The 20,996-nt window shown below is 76.9% G+C and carries 19 protein-coding genes, 1 tRNA gene and 2 pseudogenes; 16 read left to right on the plus strand and 6 right to left on the minus strand.

The window, feature by feature from the left end; all coding sequences use genetic code 11:
- Positions 1-59 precede the first annotated feature (59 nt).
- The 7 genes and pseudogenes from nadD (at position 60) to holA (ending at position 7,612) form a co-directional block, all read left to right on the plus strand.
- A complete protein-coding gene (gene nadD, locus ACWIZO_RS14535; RefSeq protein ID WP_448638374.1) occupies positions 60-776 on the plus strand; it encodes a nicotinate-nucleotide adenylyltransferase in 717 nt (238 codons plus the stop codon).
- Positions 773-1,366 carry a ribosome silencing factor gene (rsfS, locus tag ACWIZO_RS14540; RefSeq protein ID WP_448638375.1) on the plus strand — a complete coding sequence of 198 codons (594 nt, stop codon included), beginning with the start codon at positions 773-775 and terminating at the stop codon, positions 1,364-1,366. The genes nadD and rsfS overlap by 4 nt, the downstream gene beginning before the upstream one ends.
- Positions 1,363-2,106 (plus strand): histidine phosphatase family protein, encoded by a 744-nt coding sequence (locus ACWIZO_RS14545; protein ID WP_448638376.1) that lies wholly within the window; start codon positions 1,363-1,365, stop codon positions 2,104-2,106. The genes rsfS and ACWIZO_RS14545 overlap by 4 nt, the downstream gene beginning before the upstream one ends.
- 68 nt (positions 2,107-2,174) lie before the next feature.
- Entirely contained in the window at positions 2,175-3,062 is an 888-nt protein-coding gene (locus ACWIZO_RS14550) for a DegV family protein (protein ID WP_448638377.1), read from the plus strand.
- A 137-nt stretch (positions 3,063-3,199) separates the two neighbouring features.
- The gene (locus ACWIZO_RS14555) at positions 3,200-4,150 is read left to right on the plus strand and encodes a ComEA family DNA-binding protein (protein ID WP_448638378.1); all 951 of its coding nucleotides are present in this window, start codon (positions 3,200-3,202) and stop codon (positions 4,148-4,150) included.
- A gap of 689 nt (positions 4,151-4,839) precedes the next feature.
- Positions 4,840-6,204, plus strand: a pseudogene (locus tag ACWIZO_RS14560) (ComEC/Rec2 family competence protein); the annotation flags it as partial.
- Positions 6,205-6,607: 403 nt separating this feature from the next.
- Positions 6,608-7,612 (plus strand): DNA polymerase III subunit delta, encoded by a 1,005-nt coding sequence (gene holA, locus ACWIZO_RS14565; protein ID WP_448638379.1) that lies wholly within the window; start codon positions 6,608-6,610, stop codon positions 7,610-7,612.
- Between the two features lie 114 nt (positions 7,613-7,726).
- On the opposite strand, the gene rpsT is transcribed toward holA, so the two are convergent.
- Positions 7,727-7,987 carry a 30S ribosomal protein S20 gene (gene rpsT / locus ACWIZO_RS14570; protein ID WP_204693604.1) on the minus strand — a complete coding sequence of 87 codons (261 nt, stop codon included), beginning with the start codon at positions 7,985-7,987 and terminating at the stop codon, positions 7,727-7,729.
- Between the two features lie 174 nt (positions 7,988-8,161).
- Between rpsT and lepA the strand changes: the two genes are divergently transcribed.
- The 4 genes from lepA to ACWIZO_RS14590 all read left to right on the plus strand — a co-directional run bounded on the left by lepA (position 8,162) and on the right by ACWIZO_RS14590 (position 13,152).
- Entirely contained in the window at positions 8,162-9,991 is a 1,830-nt protein-coding gene (lepA, locus tag ACWIZO_RS14575) for a translation elongation factor 4 (RefSeq protein ID WP_446759435.1), read from the plus strand.
- Positions 9,988-10,653, plus strand: coding sequence for an MOSC domain-containing protein (locus ACWIZO_RS14580; RefSeq protein WP_448638380.1), 666 nt, complete (start codon positions 9,988-9,990; stop codon positions 10,651-10,653). Before lepA ends, ACWIZO_RS14580 begins: the two co-directional genes overlap by 4 nt.
- A 62-nt stretch (positions 10,654-10,715) precedes the next feature.
- Positions 10,716-11,417 carry an LppX_LprAFG lipoprotein gene (locus ACWIZO_RS14585; RefSeq protein WP_448638381.1) on the plus strand — a complete coding sequence of 234 codons (702 nt, stop codon included), beginning with the start codon at positions 10,716-10,718 and terminating at the stop codon, positions 11,415-11,417.
- Positions 11,386-13,152: an MFS transporter gene (locus ACWIZO_RS14590; protein ID WP_448638382.1), complete on the plus strand. Its 1,767-nt coding sequence runs from the start codon at positions 11,386-11,388 to the stop codon at positions 13,150-13,152. Before ACWIZO_RS14585 ends, ACWIZO_RS14590 begins: the two co-directional genes overlap by 32 nt.
- Here the strand turns inward: ACWIZO_RS14590 and ACWIZO_RS14595 are convergent.
- The 5 genes and pseudogenes from ACWIZO_RS14595 to selD form a co-directional block, all read right to left on the minus strand.
- Complete coding sequence (locus ACWIZO_RS14595) at positions 13,130-13,672, minus strand: Clp protease N-terminal domain-containing protein (protein WP_448638383.1); 543 nt, start codon at positions 13,670-13,672, stop codon at positions 13,130-13,132. The genes ACWIZO_RS14590 and ACWIZO_RS14595 overlap by 23 nt on opposite strands.
- Before the next feature lie 2 nt (positions 13,673-13,674).
- The gene (locus tag ACWIZO_RS14600; protein ID WP_446759440.1) at positions 13,675-13,908 is read right to left on the minus strand and encodes a helix-turn-helix domain-containing protein; all 234 of its coding nucleotides are present in this window, start codon (positions 13,906-13,908) and stop codon (positions 13,675-13,677) included.
- A 155-nt stretch (positions 13,909-14,063) separates the two neighbouring features.
- Positions 14,064-14,525, minus strand: a complete 462-nt coding sequence (locus ACWIZO_RS14605) for a YbaK/EbsC family protein (protein WP_448638384.1) — start codon at positions 14,523-14,525, stop codon at positions 14,064-14,066.
- A complete protein-coding gene (locus ACWIZO_RS14610) occupies positions 14,522-15,490 on the minus strand; it encodes a zinc-binding dehydrogenase (RefSeq protein ID WP_448638385.1) in 969 nt (322 codons plus the stop codon). The genes ACWIZO_RS14605 and ACWIZO_RS14610 overlap by 4 nt, the downstream gene beginning before the upstream one ends.
- Before the next feature lie 11 nt (positions 15,491-15,501).
- Positions 15,502-16,526 (minus strand): annotated as a pseudogene (gene selD / locus ACWIZO_RS14615) (selenide, water dikinase SelD).
- A 44-nt stretch (positions 16,527-16,570) separates the two neighbouring features.
- Between selD and ACWIZO_RS14620 the strand changes: the two are divergent.
- The 5 genes from ACWIZO_RS14620 to selB all read left to right on the plus strand — a co-directional run bounded on the left by ACWIZO_RS14620 (position 16,571) and on the right by selB (position 20,954).
- Positions 16,571-16,666 (plus strand) — tRNA-OTHER (locus ACWIZO_RS14620).
- 85 nt (positions 16,667-16,751) lie between these two features.
- Complete coding sequence (locus ACWIZO_RS14625) at positions 16,752-17,000, plus strand: hypothetical protein (protein ID WP_448638386.1); 249 nt, start codon at positions 16,752-16,754, stop codon at positions 16,998-17,000.
- 112 nt (positions 17,001-17,112) lie between these two features.
- Positions 17,113-17,346 (plus strand): hypothetical protein, encoded by a 234-nt coding sequence (locus ACWIZO_RS14630; protein ID WP_448638387.1) that lies wholly within the window; start codon positions 17,113-17,115, stop codon positions 17,344-17,346.
- A gap of 96 nt (positions 17,347-17,442) precedes the next feature.
- Positions 17,443-19,218 (plus strand): L-seryl-tRNA(Sec) selenium transferase, encoded by a 1,776-nt coding sequence (gene selA / locus ACWIZO_RS14635; protein WP_448638388.1) that lies wholly within the window; start codon positions 17,443-17,445, stop codon positions 19,216-19,218.
- Entirely contained in the window at positions 19,209-20,954 is a 1,746-nt protein-coding gene (gene selB, locus ACWIZO_RS14640; protein ID WP_448638389.1) for a selenocysteine-specific translation elongation factor, read from the plus strand. Before selA ends, selB begins: the two co-directional genes overlap by 10 nt.
- Positions 20,955-20,996 lie beyond the last annotated feature (42 nt).

Below are 20,996 nucleotides of genomic sequence, written 5' to 3' on the forward strand. Positions count from 1 at the left end.
GTCGCCGGCCCGACGGGTCCTCGCGGGCCGGGCCGTGGCCGCCCGGCTAGGCTCGATCGGTGGCTGGCAGCCGGATCGGTGTGATGGGTGGGACCTTCGACCCCATCCACCACGGGCACCTGGTCGCGGCCAGCGAGGTGGCCGGGCTCTTCGAGCTCGACGAGGTCGTCTTCGTGCCCACCGGCCAGCCGTGGCAGAAGACCGAGCGCGCGGTCAGCCCCGCCGAGGACCGCTACCTCATGACCGTCATCGCCACCGCCTCCAACCCCAGGTTCTCCGTCAGCCGCGCCGACGTCGACCGCGACGGCCCGACCTACACCATCGACACCCTCACCGACCTGCACGCCCAGCGCCCCGACGCCGAGCTGTTCTTCATCACCGGCGCCGACGCCCTCGCCCAGATCCTCAGCTGGCGCGACAGCGACCGGTTCCTCCGCCTGGCGCACTTCGTGGGCGTCACCCGGCCCGGGTACACGCTGGCCGACGGGCACCTGCCCGAGGGGTCGGTGAGCCTGGTCGAGGTCCCGGCGCTGGCCATCAGCTCCAGCGACTGCCGCAACCGCGTGGCCCGCGGGATGCCGGTCTGGTACCTCGTCCCCGACGGGGTGGTGCAGTACATCGAGAAGCGGCGCCTCTACCGGGCGCAACCCGGCACGCGGCGCACCGGCGGCCCCCGTGGGGACCGGCCCGCCTACGACCGCCCGCCCGGGACCTCGGCGACCGACGCCGACCCCGCCGATCCACCGCCCACCCACCTGCAGGAGGTGCCCCGATGACCGCCTCGGCCGAGGCGCGGGAGACCGCGCTGCTCGCGGCCCAGGCCGCCGCCGACAAGCTCGCCACCGACGTCTCGATCGTCGACGTCAGCGAGCGGCTGGCGATCACCGACGCGTTCGTGCTCGCCGCCGCTCCCAACGAGCGCCAGGTGCAGGCGATCGTCGACGAGGTCGAGGAGCGGCTGCGCCGGCACGGGGTCAAGCCGGTGCGGCGCGAGGGCGTCGCCGAGGCCCGCTGGGTGCTGCTGGACTTCGTCGACGTCGTCGTCCACGTGCAGCACGCCGAGGAGCGCGCCTACTACGCCCTCGAGCGGCTCTGGAAGGACTGCCCGACCATCCCCTTCGTCGACCGCGCCGCTCCTCCGGCCGCCGCGGCCACCGCGGCCGCCGGTGACGGCCGCGGCACGCTGTCGGCCGACGACGTCGACCCCGGCAGCTCCGACCCCGTGCGGCTGCGCCCCGACCCCGACGAGGCGTCCGACGGTGCCGCCGGCGAGCCGCGCACCGAGGACGAGCTCGCCGACGACGACCTGCTCCAGGACGACCCGCTGCAGGACGGTTCCGGCGACCCGGAGGCGACCGGCCGGTGACGGCCGCGGCCCTGCCCGAGCTGCCGGTGAGCCGCCTCGTCGTCTGGCGGCACGGGCGGACCGAGTGGAACGCCACCGGCCGCTTCCAGGGCCAGCTGGACCCGCCGCTGGACCCCGAGGGCCGCGCCCAGGCCGTCCGCACCGCACCGCACCTGGTGGCCGGCGGGCTCACCCCCGAGAGCACGGTCGTCGTCTCCAGCGACCTGGTGCGCGCCGCCGAGACCGCGACGGCGCTCACGGCGCTGCTCGGGGTGCCCCTGCGCCTCGACGAACGGCTGCGCGAGCACCACCTGGGCTCCTGGGAGGGGCTCACCCGCGACGAGGTCGCCGCCCGCCACCCCGAGCAGTACGCCGACTGGCTCGCCGGCCGCCCGGTCGAGGGCCGCGGCGGGGAGGACGCGCCAGCCGTCGCCGGGCGCGCCCTCGCGGCCCTCTCGGACCTACCGCCGGCCGACGTCGCCGTGGTGGTCACCCACGGCGGGACCGGTGGGCGGCTCATGGAGGCGCTGCTGGAGCTGGGACCGGAGCACCGCCGGGTGTTCGGGCCGCTGGGCAACTGCGGCTGGAGCGAGCTCGCCCGGCAGGGCGCCCGCTGGCGGCTCATGCGGCACAACTGCGCCGTCACCGCGGTGCCCCCACCCGTCCCCGCCGTCGAGGGACGCCCCGGCCGCGCCGAGGCCGGCGCCACCGTGGAGGAGGGCGCACCGGCGGCGACGCAGGACGCCGACGCGGTCGCGTGAGAGGCGGTCCGCAGTGGCCGCCGGGCGCGGAGGCCGTCGGGCCCGGTGGCGCGGGCGGGCCTCCTCGGGTGTCCGTCGCCGTGGTCACCGACTCCACGGCCTACCTCCCTCCCGACGTGGTGGCGCGCTACGGCATCGAGGTGGTGCCCTGCTACGTCGTCCTCGCCGGGCACTCCGGCCGGGAGGGCGAGGACATCACCCCGGCAGACGTGGCCCGGGCACTGTCCACCCGCGGCCAGAAGGTCTCGACCTCGCGCCCGACCCCCGGTGACTTCGTCGCCGCCTACCGCCGCCTGCTGGCGGCCGGCGCCGACCGGGTGGTCTCGGTGCACCTCTCCGCCGAGCTGTCGGGCACCTGGGACGCGGCCCGCTTGGCGGCCGCCCAGGTGGGCGAGCACGTGGTCACCGTCGTCGACTCCCGCTCGACGGCCATGGGCACCGGCTTCGCCGTGCTGGCCGCCGCCCGCGCCGCCGCGGAGGGCGCCGGCGCCGCCGAGGCCGCCGCGGTCGCCGAGGCCACCGCGGCGCGGACCCGCACCTTCTTCGTCGTCGACACCCTCGAGCACCTCCGCCGGGGCGGGCGGATCGGCTCGGCCGCCTCCCTGCTGGGCACCGCGCTCGCCGTCAAGCCCGTGCTGCACGTGGCCGACGGCCGGGTCGTCCCCCTGGAGCGGGTCCGCACGTCGGGGCGGGCGCTGTCGCGGCTCGTGCAGCTGGCGGTGGAGGCCGCCGGCGGCCCGGGCGCCTCGGTCGCGGTGCACCACCTGGCGGCGGCCCAGCGCGCGGAGAAGCTGGGTACCGACCTCCAGCAGGCCGTCCCCGACATCCGCGAGCTCCACGTGAGCGAGCTCGGCGCCGTCATCGGCGCGCACGTGGGCCCCGGCGCCGTGGGCGTCGTCGTCGCGCCGGCCCCTGCCGCCGAGCCGGGCGAGGACGCGCAGCCGCAGGAGGACTGACCGGAGGAGACAGGACACGGGAGGCAGCCTGCCGCCCCTGCCGACGGGGCGGGTCCCGGCGTCCACAGGGGACCCAGCCGTCCACAGCTCCCCACGCGGCGGGCCGCGGTGAGGCGGGGTTCCCTAACGTCCGCCGGGTGCGCCTGACCTCCCGCCGCGACGACGACGCCGACGTCATCCGCGCCCGCCTGCGGGTGCTGCTCGACGAGGGCCGGCGGTCCTCCGGGTGGCTGCCCGCCGACGAGCCCGACGACGCACCCGCCACCGGCGTGGCCCTGCTCCGCCGCGGGGCGCCCGGCACCTCGGTCCCCGACGACGACCCGCCCGACGACCCGCCCGACGACCTCGACGACGACCTCGACGACGACCCGCGGGACCGGCTGCCGCACGGTCTGGGCCGCCACCGGGCGCCGGAGCAGGCGGTGCGGGTCGACCCGGGCCGTAGGGGGAGCTGGTCGCTGTGGGTCGCCGGACTCCTCGCCGCGCTGGCCGTCGCCGGGTGGACCTGGCTGGACCGGCCCACCGTCCAGCCGGCGCCGCCGGCCGCGCAGACCGGAGCCCCGGCCCAGGGAACGGCCGCGGCCGGCGACGTCCCGACCAGCGATGCGGCAGCCGCGCCGGCCACGCCGTCCCCGACGGTCGGCGAGGCGGCGGAGGCCCGGGCGACCGTCGTCGTCTCGGTGGTCGGGCTGGTGGTCGCCCCCGGCCTGGTCACGCTCCCCGAGGGTGCGCGCGTGGCCGACGCCGTGGCCGCCGCCGGTGGGCTGCTGCCCGAGGCCGACCCCGCGTCGGTCAACCTCGCCGCGCTCGTGACCGACGGCCAGCAGGTCGCCGTCGGGGTGCCGGGAGCCGCGGCCGCACCCGCGTCCGCGGCGGGCGGCGGAGGCGCCGCGGCCGGGCCCGTGGACCTCAACACGGCCACCGTCGCCGACCTCGACGCCCTGCCCGGCATCGGCCCCGTGCTCGCCCAGCGCATCGTCGACCACCGCAGCGCGCACGGCCGGTTCACCAGCGTCGAGCAGCTCGACGACGTCCCGGGCATCGGGCCGGCCATCTACGCCGAGCTCGCCGCCCTGGTGCGCGTGTGAGCGGACCGCCCGAGGACCGCTGGACCTGGCTGGACCTCCGCCTCGTCCCGGTCGCCGCCACCGTCTGGGCGGTCACCCTCGCCGGCGGGGTCCTGCCCCCACCGGTCCTCGCCGGGGGTGCGGGCGCGGCCGTACTCGTCGCGGCGGCCGCCGTGCGGCACCGCTCCCGGGCCGGAGCGCTCGTGCTGCTGGCGGTGCTCGCCGCGCTGGCCACCACCGCGACCGTGACGGCCGTGCGCGGCGCCGCCCGCGCGTCCTCCCCGCTGACGGAGGTCGCTGCCGGCCGCACCGTCGAGGTCGTCCTGGAGGTCGACGGCGATCCGCGGCGCGTCCGGGGAGCCGGACCACCCCGGGTGGTCCTCGACGCCACCGTCACCGGCCTGGACGACGGGGCGCGCTCGGTCGACCTCACCGCCGACGTGGTGCTGTTCGCGGCCGCCGAGGACTGGGCCGACGTGGTGCCCGGGCAGCCGGTCCGGACGAGGGCCGCCGTCGCGGCGGCTCCGGCGAGCGAGGGGGTCGTCGCGCGGCTCTCGGCGCGCGGTCCTCCCGAGCCGCTCGGCCGGCCGCCGTGGGTGCAGCAGGCCGCCGGCGGGCTGCGCGACGGGCTCGCCGCGTCGAGCGAGCGCGTCGTCGGCGGGCCGGCCGGTTCGCTCCTGCCCGGCCTGGTGGTGGGGGACACCCGGGGCATGGACCCGGTCCTGCAGGAGGACTTCCGCCGTGCCGGCCTGACGCACCTCACGGCCGTCTCCGGCGCCAACGTGGCGATCGTCCTGACCGGCGTGCTCGCGCCGCTGCGGCGTCGGGCGGTCGACCGCCGCGTGCAGGCGGTCGTCGCGGCGGTGGGCCTGGCCGGCTTCGTGGTGCTCGCCCGGCCGGAACCCAGCGTCCTGCGGGCAGCCGCGATGGGCGCGGTGACGCTGCTGGCCCTCGCCTCGGGCCGGGCGAGGGCGGCGGTCCCGGCGCTGTGCGCCGCCGTGGTCGTGCTGCTGCTGCTCGACCCCGGTCTCGCCCGGGACGCCGGCTTCGCCCTCTCGGTCGTCGCGACGGCGGCCATCGTGCTGCTGGCACCCGGCTGGTCCGCGCGCCTGCGGGCACGGCGCTGGCCCCGTGTGCTCGCCGACGCGGTCGCCGTGGCCGCCGCCGCCGGCCTGGCCACCGCGCCGCTGGTCGCCGGCCTGTCGGGTCTGGTCAGCCCGGTGTCCCTGCCGGCCAACCTGCTCGCCGCACCGGCCGTGGCCCCCGCGACGGTGCTCGGGCTGCTCGGGACGCTCGCCGGCCCGCTCCTGCCCCCGGCCGCGGACGCCCTCGTCTGGCTGGCCGGGTGGCCGGTGCGGTGGCTGGTCGTCGTGGCCCGGTCGGCCGCCGCCCTCCCGGACGGTGCCACCGGGTGGCCCGCCGGCACCCGGGGCGCGCTGCTGCTCACCCTCCTGCTCCTGGTCGCGGGGTGGTTGCTGTGGCGGCACCAGCGGCTGCGCGTCCTCGGGCTGGCCGCCCTCGTCGGGCTGCTGGTGCTCGGCTGGCCGCTGCGCCAGGTCGCCGACGGGTGGCCGCCGGCGCAGGCGGTGCTGGTGGCGTGCGACGTCGGGCAGGGCGACGCCCTGGTGGTGCCGACCGGCCCGGGGGAGGCGGTCCTGGTCGACGCCGGCCCCGAGGTCGGCCCGGTCGACCGCTGCCTCGACCGGCTGGGCGTCGACCGGCTGCCGCTGGTGCTGCTCTCGCACCTCGACGCCGACCACGCCGGCGGGCTGGGCGGCGCGCTCGACGGCAGGCAGGTGGGGGTGGTCGCCACCGGCACGCTGTCGCCGGCCGACGAGCGGGCGCCCGGCCTGGACCGGGCAGCCGCCCGCGCCGGGGCACGGCGGGAGGTGCTGCGACCCGGCGACCGGAAGGTCGTGGGGACCGCGCAGCTGGAGGTCCTCGCCCCACCGCCGGAGATCGCCACCGCGGCCGCGGCGGCCAACGACCTGTCGCTGGTCGTGCGGGTCACCCAGCGCGGCGTGCGCGTGCTCCTCACCGGTGACCTGGGCGCCACCGCCGAGGCGCGCATCCTCGCCCGCGGCGTCGACCTGCGCGCCGACGTCCTCAAGGTCCCGCACCACGGCAGCGCCGACGCCGACCCGGCCTTCCTCGCCGCCTCCGGGGCCCGCGTCGCGCTCGTCTCGGTCGGCGCCGACAACACCTACGGGCACCCGGCGCCGCGGCTGCTGGCGGAGCTGGCCCGGGACGGCGTGCAGGTGCACCGCACCGACCGCGAGGGCGACCTGGCCGTCGTCGGGTCGGCCGGGGACTGGGGCGTCGCGGTCCGCGGCGGTGCCTCCGGCTCCGCGGCCGGACCGGCACCGGAGGGGAGCCCGCAGCCCACCGCCGGGCGCGTCGACGGCGTCCGCGCAGCCCGCGTCGCGCGCCGCCCGGGACCGCGGCGGTGTCGTCACCCCGGCGTGACACCATCGGCCCGTGGCAGCGGCACCCCCGGCACCGACCTCCCGGCTGCGGGCCGTCGTCGGCGAGGAGGAGCTGCTGCGCTCCCGCGCCGTGGCCGCCGTTCGGGCCGCGGTCCTCCAGCGGCACCCCGACGCCGAGGTCCACGAGCTCGCCGCCCTCGGCCTGCCGGTCGGGCAGCTGGCCGACGTGCTGGCGCCCTCGCTGTTCGGCGAGCACCGCCTCGTCGTCGTCACCGGGGTGCACGAGGCCGCCGGGGCACTGGTCGACGCGCTGACCGGCTACGTGCAGGACCCCGACCCCGAGCTGACGCTGGTCGTCGTCCACCACGGCGGCAAGCGCAACGAGGCCCTGCTGAAGACCCTCACCGCCGCGGGCGCCGCCGTCGACGAGTGCGCCAGGATCTCCTCGCCGGGGGACCGGGCGGCCTTCGTCCGCAACGAGGTGCGCGGGGCCGGGGGGCGGATCACGCCGGAAGCGGTCACCGCGCTCGTCGACGCCGTCGGGGCCGACCTGCGGGCGCTGTCCTCGGCGGCCACCCAGCTGGTCGCCGACTTCGGCGGCGTCATCGACGACGAGGCCGTCGCCCGCTTCCACCGCGGGCAGGCGGAGGTCACCGGCTTCACCGTCGCCGAGCGCGTGCTCGTCGGCGACCGCACCGGGTCACTGGAGATGCTGCGCTGGGCCCTGGACCGCGGCGTCGCGCACGTGCTCATCGCCGACGCCATCGCCGACGGCATCCGCACCGCCGCCCGGGTCACCTCGCTGAACACGAGCAACACCGGGGAGCTCGCCCGCGCGCTGAAGCTGCCGCCGTGGAAGGTGAAGAAGGCCCAGTCGCAGGCCCGCGGCTGGAGCATCGAGGGCCTGCAGCAGGCGATCGGGGTCGCCGCCGAGCTCAACGCCGACGTCAAGGGCGCGGCGGCCAGCGCCGACTACGCCCTGGAGCGGGCGGTCCGGCGCATCGTCGCCATCCGCGCGGTCACCGGCCGCGCCGCCCGCACCCGCGCCGGCCGCTGACATCGGCCCGGCGCCACCCGCGCCGGCCGGCGGGGACCCCGGACAGCGACGACAGACGCGGCGAGCCCCGTCCCCACGGAGGGACGGGGCTCGCCGGGAGCACCGGGACGCAGCTCAGAGGCTGGTCAGCTGCTTGGCCATGCCCGACTTGCGGTTGGCCGCCTGGTTCTTGTGGATGATGCCCTTGCTGGCGGCCTTGTCCAGCGCCTTGGTGGCGTGGGCCAGGGCCGTCGTCGCGGCCGCGGTGTCGCCGGAGGCGGCGGCCTCGCGGAAGCGGCGGACGGCCGTCTTCAGGGCGGACTTGACGGCGACGTTGCGCTGGCGCGCCTTCTCGTTCGTCTTGTTCCGCTTGATCTGGGACTTGATGTTCGCCACGCGTGAGCCTCGGTGTCTCGCAGGAGGGAGTCTGTCAGTGCGTCCGGACGGCGTGCGCCAGCGGACCGGCCTGCCAGGTTACCAGCGCGCCGCGCGGCGTCCCACCCCGGTCGGCAGAGCCCTCCGGGCACGGTGCTCCGCGCAGGTGGCACCTCGTGGGACGATGGCGGCACTGTGACGACTCCCGCTGCCACCGATCCCGCCCGGATCCGGAACTTCTGCATCATCGCCCACATCGACCACGGCAAGTCGACGCTGGCCGACCGGATGCTCGAGGTCACCGGGATCATCGAGGCGCGGCAGATGCGCGCGCAGTACCTCGACCGGATGGACATCGAGCGCGAGCGCGGCATCACCATCAAGGCGCAGAACGTGCGGCTGCCGTGGACGGTGGGGGACGCCGAGTACGTCCTGGACATGATCGACACCCCGGGCCACGTCGACTTCACCTACGAGGTGTCCCGGTCGCTGGCCGCCTGCGAGGGCGCGGTCCTGCTCGTCGACGCCGCGCAGGGCATCGAGGCGCAGACCCTGGCCAACCTCTACCTGGCCCTGGAGAACGACCTCACGATCATCCCGGTCCTCAACAAGATCGACCTGCCGGCCGCCCAGCCCGAGAAGTACGCCGCGGAGATCGCGCACATCATCGGCTGCGACCCCACCGACGTCCTGCGCGTGAGTGGCAAGACCGGCGAGGGCGTGCCCGAGCTGCTCGACGCGATCGTGGCCCAGATCCCCGCCCCGGAGGGCGACGCCGAGGCCCCGGCCCGCGCGATGATCTTCGACAGCGTCTACGACATCTACCGCGGCGTCATCACCTACGTGCGCGTCGTCGACGGGCGCATCTCCAGCCGCGAGCGCATCAGGATGATGTCGACCGGCGCCACCCACGAGCTGCTCGAGATCGGCGTGATCTCCCCGGAGCCCAAGCCGGTCGACGGCCTCGGCGTCGGCGAGGTGGGCTACTTCATCACCGGCGTGAAGGACGTCCGCCAGTCCCGCGTCGGCGACACCGTCACGCTGCAGCACAAACCGGCCGCCGAGCCGATCGGCGGGTACAGCGACCCCAAGCCGATGGTCTACTCCGGCCTGTACCCGATCGACGGCAGCGAGTACCCGCTGCTGCGCGAGGCGCTGGACAAGCTGTTGCTCAACGACGCCGCGCTGACCTACGAGCCGGAGACGTCGGCCGCGCTGGGCTTCGGGTTCCGTGTCGGCTTCCTCGGCCTGCTGCACCTGGAGATCGTCCGCGAGCGCCTGGAGCGCGAGGCGGGCATCAGCCTCATCTCCACCGCGCCCAACGTCGTCTACCGGGTGGTCATGGAGGACGGCTCCGAGATCACGGTGACCAACCCCAGCGACTGGCCCGCAGGCAAGATCGGCGCGGTCTACGAGCCGGTCGTCAACGCCACGATCATCGCCCCGACCGACTACACCGGCGCGATCATGGAGCTGTGCCAGAGCCGGCGCGGCCAGCTCGGCGGCATGGACTACCTCAGCGAGTCCCGCGTCGAGCTGCGCTACACGCTGCCGCTCGGCGAGATCATCTTCGACTTCTTCGACGCGCTGAAGTCGCGCACCCGCGGCTACGCGTCGCTGGACTACGCCGAGGCCGGCGAGCAGGAGTCGCAGCTGGTCAAGGTCGACATCCTGCTGCAGGGCGAGGCCGTCGACGCGTTCAGCGCGATCGTGCACAAGGACAAGGCCTACAGCTACGGCGTGATGATGGCCGGCAAGCTGCGCGAGCTCATCCCGCGGCAGCAGTTCGAGGTGCCCATCCAGGCCGCCGTCGGCTCGCGGGTGATCGCCCGCGAGACCGTGCGCGCCATCCGCAAGGACGTGCTGGCCAAGTGCTACGGCGGTGACATCACCCGCAAGCGCAAGCTGCTGGAGAAGCAGAAGGAGGGCAAGAAGCGGATGAAGATGGTCGGCCGCGTCGAGGTCCCCCAGGAGGCCTTCGTGGCCGCGCTCTCCACCGCCGAGTCCACCGCCTCGAAGAAGTGACCGGCCGGCTGCTGGCCGTCTGCGTCTCCGGCTCGGACCTGCTGCCCCTGCCCGACCGCCGCCCGAACCGCAGCGGCATCGACAAGCGCCCGGTCACCGGCCGGGTCACCGTCAGGGAGCTGGGGCTCGACGGCGACGTCCAGGTCAACCGCAAGTACCACGGCGGCGAGGGCCAGGCGGTGTACGCCTACGCCCAGGAGGACGCCGACTGGTGGGCCGCGGAAGTGGACCGCGAGCTGCCGCCCGGCCGGTTCGGGGAGAACCTGCGGACCGCGGGGCTCGACCTCACCGGCGCCGTCCTCGGCGAGCGGTGGCGGGTGGGGACGGCGCTGCTCGAGGTCACCGCCTGCCGCATCCCGTGCGCGAACTTCGAGCGCTTCTGGGGCGTGCCGCAGCTGGTCCGGCGCTTCACCGCGCACGGCGCCACCGGCGCCTACCTGCGGGTGCTCGAGACCGGCGACGTCGGCCCCGGGGACCACGTCGAGGTGGTGCACCGCCCCGACCACGGCGTCACCACCGGCCGGCTGTTCCGCGCCACCACGACCCAGCGGTACCGGATCGCCGAGATCGCCCCGGCGCTCCACCACCTGCCGGTCAAGGACCAGCCGAAGATCGCCGAGCGCATCGCCCGGGTGGCGGCGCGGACCGGCGCCCCGGCCTGAGCCGCCGCGCGCGCTACCGTCCCGTCGCGCCGGGTGCACCGGTGCGACGGGGAGGTCTGTCGATGCTGCTGCGCCGTGCCGCCGGGTTCGTCACCGGGGTGGTGGTCGCCGTGCCGACGCTGGCCGGCTGCGGCGGGGGCGAGCCGGCGGAGACCGCCGACCAGCTCCTGGCCCGGGCCGAGACGACGCTCGACGAGGCCAGCAGCCTGCACTTCGTGCTCACCAGCGAGGGCGCACCCACCACCGGCACGGCGCTGGTCGGCGGGGAGGGCGACGTCGCCCGGCCGGCGTCGTTCCAGGGGACGCTGCAGGTGCTGGCCGCGGGCTCGCCGGTCGACCTCGCCGTCGTCTCGGTCGACGGCACCGTCTACGCGCAGCTGCCCTTCACGACCGGCTACAGCGTCGTCGACCCCGCGCAGTTCGGCTTCGGCGACCCCGGCGCGCTGCTCGACGCCGACACCGGGATCTCCCGACTGCTGGCCGAGGCCGACTCCGCCGAGCTGGGGGAGGAGCGCCGGGTGGACGGCGAGGTGGTGCGCGAGGTGAGCGCCGAGCTGCCCGGGGACCTGGTCGAGCAGGTGCTCACCAGCGGAGACCCGGCCCAGCCGGTGCAGGCGCGCTTCTCCGTGGCCACCGACAGCGGCGAGCTGCGCCGCGCCGAGCTGACCGGTCCCTTCTACACGGCCGGGCAGGACGCCACCTTCACGATCGAGCTCAGCGAGTTCGGCGCCGATGTCGAGATCACCGCGCCGCCTGCCGGCTGAGCCGGCCGCGCCGCCGGGGCACGCCGTCCCCGGGCTGCCGCTGGTCGTCCTCGCCACGCTGGCCGTCCTGGTCACCGCGGCCGACACCTACGTCGTCGTCCTGGCGCTGCCCGACATCCTCGCCGGGGTCGGTGTCGGCATCGACGAGCTGCAGCGGGCGACGCCGATCGTCGGCGGGTTCCTGCTCGGCTACACCGCCACGCTGCCGCTGCTGGGCCGGCTGGCCGACCTCCGCGGCCGGGTGCCGGTGCTCATCGGCTGCCTGCTGCTGTTCGCCCTCGGGTCGCTGCTGACGGCGACGGCGGCCGGCCTGGGCCCCGCCATCGCCGGCCGCGGGCTGCAGGGCGTGGGCGCCGGCGGGCTGGTGCCGGCCACGCTCGCGCTGGTCGCCGACCGCTGGCCGCCGGAGCGCCGGGCGCTGCCGCTCGGCGTCGTCGGCGCGGTGCAGGAGGCCGGCGCGGTGCTCGGCCCGCTGGCCGGCGCGGCGGTGCTGGCGGTCAGCGACTGGCGCGCGGTCTTCTGGCTCAACCTGCTGCTCGGGCTGGCCCTGGCGGCGGGCGTCGTCGTCACCGGCCGCGACCGGCGCCCCGACCCGGTGGGCCTGGTCCTGCTGCTGGTCACGGGTGCTGCCGCCGGGCTGCAGCTGGCCGAGCCTGCGGCGCTGGCCGAGGACGTCACGCTCGGGCTGGCCTGGGTGCCGCTGGCCGACGACGTCGCCGCGTCGACGCCGCTGGTCGTGGTCGCCGCCGTCGCGGGCCTCGCCCTGGTCGCGCGCAGCACCGGCCATCCCGACGGCGCGGTGCTGCCGCTGCGCGGGCTGCCGCGCCTGGCCCGCGAGGTCGACGTCCTCGGCTCGCTGCTCGCCGTCGCCGCGCTCGGCTCGCTGGTGTGGGCCTTCGCCGCGGCCGACCCGGCCACCCAGGTCGTGGCGCACGGGCCGGTGCTGCTGCCGCTGGCCGCCCTGGCCGCCGCCGGTTTCTGGTTGCACGAGCGGCGCACGCCCGACCCGGTGCTCCCGCTGCGCGAGCTGCGCCCGGCCGGCGCGTGGGGCGCGCTGGTGGTCAACCTGCTGGTCGGCGTGGCGCTGGTGGCCGCACTGGTCGACGTCCCGCTGTTCGCCCGCGCCACGACGACGCCCGGCGACCAGCTCGGCGCGGCGCTGGTGCTGCTGCGGCTGCTGGTGGCCGTCCCGGTCGGCGCGGTGGCCGGCGGGTGGCTGTGCCGCGGAGTGCCGCCCCGGCTGGTCGCCGCCGGCGGGATGGCGCTGGCCGGGCTCGCCCTGTGGGCGATGACCGGCTGGGGCGAGGCCTCGCTGGACTCCTGGACCTCGACCGCCGTCCTGCTCGCGGCCGGCCTGGGCTTCGGCCTGGCGATCGCGCCGGTCAACGCCGTGCTGCTGGCGGTCACCCGGCCCGCGGTGCACGGCAGCGCCGGCGCGCTGGCCGTCGTCGCCCGGACCGTCGGGATGCTGGTCGGGCTCTCGCTGCTGACCGCCGTCGCGCTGCGGCGCTTCACCGCCGAGGTCGCGGCGATCGGGTCGCCGCTGACCGTCTGCCCGGCCTCCCCGGCCGACTGCCCCGCCTACGAGGCGGCCACCGACGCGGCCGTGCTCACCCAGCTGCACACCGTCTTCGCCGGCGCCGCGGTCGCCGCCGGGCTGGCGGCGACCGCGGCGCTGGTCCTGCTGCGCGGTGCGGCGGTCGGGAGTCCGGTCAGGAGTCCAGCAGGAGCCTGAGCTCCGCGCGCAGAGCGGGCAGGTCGACCCCGCGGTCGTGCAGCACCTTCGCGGCCAGCCCCTGGCCCTCGCGGAGCAGGCCGAGCACGATGTGGCCGTCGGTGATGCGCTTGGACCGCATCGCCAGGGTCTCGCGCAGCGAGAGCTCCAGGACCTTGCGCGCACGGGACGTGAACGGGATGTGCCCGGAGCCGTCGCGCTGCCGCCCGCGCCCCGGGGCGTCCAGGGCGCCCGGCCCGAAGGTGGCCTCGGCGGCGTCCCGGACGGCGTCGAGGTCGATGCCCAGGGTGCGCAGCGCCTCGGCGTCGAGGTCCCCGCCGCCGAGGTGGGCGGCGACCGCCTCGGCGACCGCGTCGTGCTCGAGCCCGTGCCGGCGCAGGACGGTGGCGGTCGGGGTGTCCAGCCGGAGCAGGGCGAGCAGCAGGTGCTCGGTGCCGACGTGGGCGTGCCGGAGGGCGCGGGCCTCCTCCTGAGCGAGGACGACGACCTGCCGGGCGTCGGGTGTGAAGCGTTCGAACACGGTCAGTCCCTCCGCCGGAGCGGCCCGCGGCCGCCTGCGTGCTTCTTGTGCACCGCCTGCCTCGTGACACCGAGGAGCTGGGCGATCTGCTCCCACGTCCAGCCCTGGTCGCGGGCGTTCTCCACCTGTAGGGCCTCCAGTCGCTCGACCAGCGTCCGCAGTGCGCGGACCGCGCGCAGTCCGACCGCGGGATCGCGGCTGCTGGCGGCGGAGGCCACCTGTGCTGTGTCGGCCATGCCGTCAACTATGGTTGACGTGAGGGAGGGTGTCAACCCACGTTGACGTCTGCTGCCGAGTGCGCACCTGGGGCCGTCGACACGCACCGACGCGCCGTCAGGGGCGACCGCAACTGCTCACCCGGCCGGGGGCGCTGCCCAGGCGGGCGTGGAGCTCAGGCCACGGCCGCCTCGTCGCCTCCGGTCACCCGCAGCAGGTCGGCGTAGGTGAGCGAGACCATCGTGCGGTGGTCGCCGCCACCTGCCCACAGGAGCGGGTGCGCCGCGAGGTCGACGTCCACCACCGCGCGCAGCGGGGCGGGGTGGCCGGTCGGCGCCACCCCGCCGACCTCCTGGCCGGTGGCGGCGAGGACGAACTCCGGAGTGGCCCGCCGCACCCGCTGCGCGCCCACGAGCGCGGCCACCTTGCTCGTGTCCACCCGGTGCGCGCCGCTGGCGAGCACGAGCAGCGGCGCGCCGTCGGCGTCGAACACGAGGCTGTTGGCGATGGCGCCCACCGCGCAGCCGAGGGCCGCGGCCGCGGCGGCCGCCGTGGGCACCGGCCGGTCGAAGCGGCGCACCTCGGCGTCCACCCCGGCCTCGCGGAGCGCGGCGACCACCCGGTCGGCCGGGCTCACGGCAGCGTGAAGACGATCTTCCCGGCGGTGCGGCCCTCGTGCATGCGCGCGAAGCCCTCGCGGGCCTGCTCCAGCGGCAGCTCGACGTCGACCACCGGGCGGGCGCCGGTGGCCACGCACATCCGCATGAGCGCCTCGAGCTCGTCGCGGGTCCCCATCGTGGAGCCGATGACCGACAGCTGGGTGAAGAAGACGCGGTTGAGCTCGGCGCCGGGGTTGAAGCCGGTGGTGGCCCCGGAGGTGACGATGACGCCTCCGGGCTTGAGCGACTTGACGCTGTGGCTCCAGGTCGCCTCGCCGACGGTCTCCATGACGCCGTCCACCCGCTCGGGCAGCCGCGCGCCGGACTCGAAGGCCTGCTCGGCGCCGAGGTCGAGGGCCGCCTGCCGCTTCTCCTCGCTGCGGCCGGTTACCCACACGCGGAAGCCGGCGGCCTTGCCGAGCACGGTGAGCGCGGTCGCGACGCCGCCGCTGGCGCCCTGCACCAGCACGGTGTGCCCGGGCCGCAGCCCGGACTTGACGAAGAGCATCCGGTAGGCGGTCAGCCAGGCCGTCGGCAGGCACGCGGCCTCGGCGAGGGAGAGCTCGGCCGGCTTGGGGAGCACGTTGCGCCGGGGGACGGCGACCCGCTCGGCCATCGTGCCCTGGTGCAGCTCGGAGAACAGCGTCCGCTTGGGGTCGAGCGTCTCGTCGCCGGTCCACTCCGGGGTGGCGACGACGCCGTGGACGACCACCTCGTTGCCGTCCTCGTCCAGGCCGGCCGCGTCGGTGCCCAGGATCATCGGCATCCGCTCCTGCGGCAGGCCGATCCCGCGCAGGCTGAACAGGTCGTGGTGGTTGAGCGAGACGGCCTTCACCTGCACCGTCGTCCAGCCGTCGGGTGCCTCCGGTTCGGGGCGGTCGCCGACCTCCAGGACGGAGAGCGGGTCGTCGGGCGAGGGCGTGGAGACGAAGACGGCGCGCATGTGCCCGGACGTTAGGACACGGCGGACCGGTGGGCGACACCGCGCGCGGTCAGCGGACGACGACCACGTGCTCCTGCCGCGGCACGAACTCGCCTACCACCGGCGCGCCCGGGACCTCGCCGGCCAGCAGCAGCCCACCGGAGGTCTGCGCGTCGGCCAGCAGCAGCGCCTCGCCCTCGTCCACGGCGGAGAGGTCGGCGTGCGGCCGCACCCAGTCGAGGTTGCGCCGGGTGCCGCCGGAGACGAACCCGCCGGCCAGCGCCGCGCGCGCCCCGGCCAGGTAGGGGACGGCGGCGGCGTCGACCACCGCGGTCACGCCGCTGGCCCGCGCCATCTTGTAGAGGTGGCCGAGCAGGCCGAAGCCGGTGACGTCGGTGCCCGCGCGGATGCCGGCGGCCACCGCGGCCCACCCGGCGTCGCGGTTGAGCGCCGTCATCGAGGCCACGGCCTCCTCGCTGACCTCGCCGGTCGCCTTCATCCGGCTGTTGAGCACCCCCACGCCCAGCGGCTTGGTCAGCGACAGCGGCGTCCCGGCGACGGCGGCGTCGTTGCGGATGATCCGGTCGACGTCGACGACGCCGGTCACCGCCATGCCGTACTTGGGCTCGGGGTCGTCGATGGAGTGCCCGCCGCCGACGTGGCAGCCGGCCTCCTGCGCGACCTCCAGCCCGCCGCGCAGCACCTCGGCGGCGAGCTCGGCCGGCAGCACGTCGCGCGGCCAGCCGAGCAGGTTGACCGCGACGACGGGGGTGCCGCCCATGGCGTAGACGTCGGACAGCGCGTTCGCCGCGGCGATCCGGCCGAAGGTGTGCGCGTCGTCGACGACCGGGGTGAAGAAGTCGGTGGTCAGCACCAGCCCCTGCCCGCCGGCGATCCGGACGACGGCCGCGTCGTCCCCGTCGTCGAGGCCGACGACGAGCTCGGCGGCCGGGTCGGCCGGTCCGGTGCGGGTCAGCCCGGTGACGACGGCCTCCAGCTCGCCCGGCGGGATCTTGCAGGCGCAGCCGCCGCCGTGCGCGTACTGGGTGAGCCGGATCCGTGCGGGAGCGGTGGTCACGCAGCCACCGTAGGCTCCCCGGCGGAGGCGTCAGGGCGCCTGGTGGCCCCCGCGGCCTCTAAAGCCGACGTGGCCGAGCACCTCGGTCAGGCGGGTTCGATTCCCGTCCGCCTCCGCCAGCTCGCCGTCCGGCCGGGGACGTCGTCCCGGCCGGACGGCCGGGACGACGCTGCTCCGGGCCGGCACGTCCGAGGAGGCGCGACGGTGGCACGCATCCCCCTGGTCTCGGGTGACGACCCGGACGCCGACCCGAGGGCGCGCGAGCTGCTGGGGGTGGTCCGGCAGAGCCGCGGGCGCGAGGTGAACGTCTACCGCGGCATCGCCAACCACCCGGACATCCTCGCGGCGGTGCTCGAGCTCGGGCAGGTCGCCTCCTTCGGCAACAGCCTCGACCCGGTGCAGCGGGAGCTCGCGTACTACACCTCCGCCGTCACCAACGAGTGCTTCTACTGAAAGGACCCCGTCCTCCCCACCCTTCGCAGGCTCAGGGCGGGACCCGGGACGGGGCCGCGTCCTCGACGACCCGCTGCCCGAGGGGCTGTTCACGCCCGCCCAGGCGGCGATCGTGGTCTTCTGCCGGAAGTCCACGCTCATGCAGCCCATCGACGACGCGACGTGGGCGGCACTGCGCGAGCACGTCAGCGTGCAGCAGGTCCTGGAGATCACCTTCACCTGCGGCCTCAGCCAGATGATCAGCCGGTTCCACGCCGCCGTCCGCACCGACGTCGACGCCGAGACGATGGACCAGCTCGGCACCTCCTGTCCCGTCCGGCTGCCGGACCCGCCGGCCGGCGGCTGACCTCCCCGGTCGGACAGTCGCGCAACCGGGTGGGGGCCTACCGTCCTCGGTGCGGTGTGAGTCGGACCACATGCGCCTCAGCCGGGGGAGGCCCGCATGACCGCACCACCGGAACCGGTCGGCACCGTCCACGTCGTCGACCCCTCGCCGCTGAACTGGCTGTTCATCACCTGGAACACCCCGCCCGACGACGGCTTCGACGACCTGTTCGACGAGATGGAGGTGCAGCTCGACGGCGGGGCGCTGGTCGAGGTGGCCGAGCGGATCGACGCCTCCGTGCAGGACCGGGCCCTGGCGCTGTTCCTGTGCGCGCCCCAGGCGCTGTACGCGGTCAACGAGCACGTGGCGTTCTCGCCGTACAAGACGACCTTCGAGCTCGCCGAGGTCACCGTCGGCGGGCAGCACTGGTCGGTCACCGGGGGGTGGCGGCGAGCTGGGCCGGCGGGCGGTGGCGCGGCCGCCGGCGAGCAGGCCCGGCTTCGCCGGAGCGGCGGGGAACGCCTGCTGAGACGGTGGAGCGCGGGACCGGCCGGTCCCGCGCTCCACCTACCCTCGGCGGCGATGAGCACCGATCCCCGCCGGCAGGTGCCGCGCACCGACACGCTGCTGGCCGACCCCGCGCTGGCCGCCGCCGCCGCCCGGCTGGGGCGCGAGCTGGTCAAGGACGCCGTCCGCACCGTCCAGCAGCGGGTGCGCGAGGGCTCCCTGCCACCGGACGAGTCCGTCGCCGCCGTGCTCGCCGGCCTGCCGAGGGGCGCGGGCAGCCTGCGCCCGGTGCTCAACGCGACCGGGGTGCTCGTGCACACCAACCTCGGGCGCGCGCCGCTGTCGCCGGCCGCGGTGCAGGCCGTGGTGGCGGCCAGCGGGACCACCGACGTCGAGCTCGACCTGCGGAGCGGGCGGCGCGGGCCGCGCGGCGAGGCGGCCGTCGCCGCGCTGCTGGCCGCGGTGCCGGCGGCCGAGGCGGCCATCGTGGTGAACAACTGCGCGGCCGCGCTCGCGCTGGTGGCCACCGCGCTCGGCGGGGAGCTGGTCATCGCGCGCGGCGAGCTCGTGGAGATCGGCGACGGCTTCCGCATCCCCGAGCTGCTGGAGTCCACCGGTGCCCGGCTGCGCGAGGTGGGGACGACCAACCGGGTGGCGCTCGAGGACTACACCCGTGCGCTGGGCCCGGGCACCGGCGCGGTGCTCAAGGTGCACCCGTCGAACTTCGTCGTCCGCGGGTTCACCCGGTCGGTGCCGGTCGCGCCGCTCGCCGCCGCACTGGCCGGCAGCGGCGTCCCGCTGGTCGCCGACGTCGGCTCGGGGCTGCTGCGCCCGCACCCGGTGCTGACCGAGGAGCCCGACCTGCAGACGACGCTGGCCGACGGCGCCGACCTCGTCCTCTGCAGCGGTGACAAGCTGCTCGGCGGTCCGCAGGCCGGGCTGGTGCTCGGCCGGGCGGACCTGGTGCAGCGGCTGCGCCGGCACCCGCTGTACCGGGCGCTGCGGGTCGACAAGACCACCCTCGCGGCGCTGGAGGCCACGCTGCGCGGCCCGCTGCCGCCGGTGCAGGAGATGCTCGCCGCCGACGTCGCCGCGCTGCGCCGCCGGGCCGGGGAGCTGGCCGCCCGGCTCGTCGGCGCCGGGGTCGACGCGCGGGCGGTGGACTCGGCCGCGCGGGTCGGCGGGGGAGGGGCGCCCGAGCACCCGCTGCCCAGCGCGGCGGTCTCGCTGCCCGAGCCGTTCGCCGGGCCGCTGCGCCTCGGGACGCGGCCGGTCGTCGGGTACGTCGCCGACGGCCGCACACTGCTCGACCTGCGCAGCGTGCCGCCGTCGTCCGACGACGACCTGGCCGCCGCGGTGCTGGAGGTGGCCCGCGCATGGACGTGATTGCCACCGCCGGGCACGTCGACCACGGGAAGTCCACCCTCGTGCGGGCGCTCACCGGCATGGAGCCCGACCGCTGGGAGGAGGAGCGCCGCCGCGGCCTGACCATCGACCTCGGGTTCGCCTGGACGACGCTGCCCTCGGGCCGGGTGGTCGCCGTCGTCGACGTCCCCGGCCACGAGCGGTTCGTCGGCAACATGCTGGCCGGGGTCGGGTCGGTGCCGGCCGCGCTGGTGGTGGTCGCCGCCGACGACGGCTGGTCGGCGCAGACCGCCGAGCACGTCGCCGTCCTCGACGCCCTGGGCGTGCAGCACGCGCTGCTCGCCGTCACCAAGGCCGACCTCGCCGACCCCGCGCCGGTGCTGGCCGACGCGACCGAGCGACTCGCCGCGACCTCGATGGGCGCGGTCCCGGGCGTGGCGGTCAGCGCGCCGACCGGCCGCGGCGTCCCAGAGCTGGCCACCGCGCTGGAGACGCTGCTGGCCGGGCTGCCCGCACCCGACCCCGGCGCACCGGTGCGGCTGTGGATCGACCGGGCGTTCCCCATCCGCGGGGCCGGCACGGTCGTCACGGGCACGCTGGCCGCCGGCTCGGTCGCCGCCGGCGATCGGCTGGAGCTCGGCGGCCGGGAGGTGGGCGTGCGTGGCGTCCAGTCGCTCGGCCGGCCGGTGGAGCGGGCGAGCGCGACCGCCCGGGTGGCGCTCAACCTGCGCGGCGTCGCGGTGGAGGACCTCTCCCGCGGCGACGCGCTGCTCGCCCCCGGCGCCTTCCGGTCCACCGCCGAGGCCGACGTCGTGCTCGCGGCCGAGCCGGAGGACCGGCTGCCGGCCGAGGCGGTGCTGCACCTGGGGTCGGCGGCGGTCCCGGTGCGGGTGCGGCCGCTGGAGGGGGCGGCGCTGCGGCTGCGGCTGGCCACCCCGCTGCCGCTGCGGGTGGGCGACCGCGTGCTGCTGCGCGACCCCGGCGCCCGGCGGGTGGTCGGCGCCGACGTCCGCGACGTCGCCCCGCCCGAGCTGCGCCGCCGCGGCGCGGCCCGGCAGCGGGCGGCCGAGCTGGACGCCCAGGCGAGCGGACCGGCCGGCGCCGCGGCCGACCTCGCACGGCGCCGGGTGGTGCGCGCCGCGGACTTCACCGCCATGGGTTGGCCGGTGCCCGACGACGCCGTCCGCGCCGGGCCGTGGCTGCTGGCCCCGGGGCTGGTCGGCGAGCTCGCGCGGCGGGTGCCCGGGCTGGTGGCCGCCCACCGGCAGGCCCACCCGCTGGAACCCGGGCCGCCGGTCGCCGTGGTGCGGCGGGAGCTGGACCTGCCCGCCGACGACCTCGTGGCGCTCGCGGTGCGGCCGCCGCTGGCGCTGCGCGAGGGCCGGGTCGTGGTGGCCGCCGCGGGCCTGCCGCCGGCGGTGCAGCGGGCGGTGGACGCGATCCGCGCGCGGCTGGCCGCCGACCCCTTCGCCGCACCGGACGCCGACGAGCTGCGCGCCGCCCGCCTCGGCCCGCGGGAGCTGGCCGCCGCCGTGCGCGACGGGCAGCTGGTGCGGATCGCCGAGGGCGTCTACCTGGCGCCGGGCGTCGAGGAGGTGGCGCGGGGGCGGCTGGCCGCGGTGCCGCAGCCGTTCACGCTCAGCCAGGCCCGGTCGGCGTGGGGGACGATGCGGCGGGTGGCCGTGCCGCTGATGGAGTGGCTGGACGCCCGCGGCGTGACCGAGCGGCTGCCGGACAACTCCCGCCGGTTGCGCTGACCCGGAGACCGCCCTCTGGGGGTCCGGCGACCTCGTGCTCTG

This window comes from Geodermatophilus sp. URMC 63 (assembly GCF_053502565.1).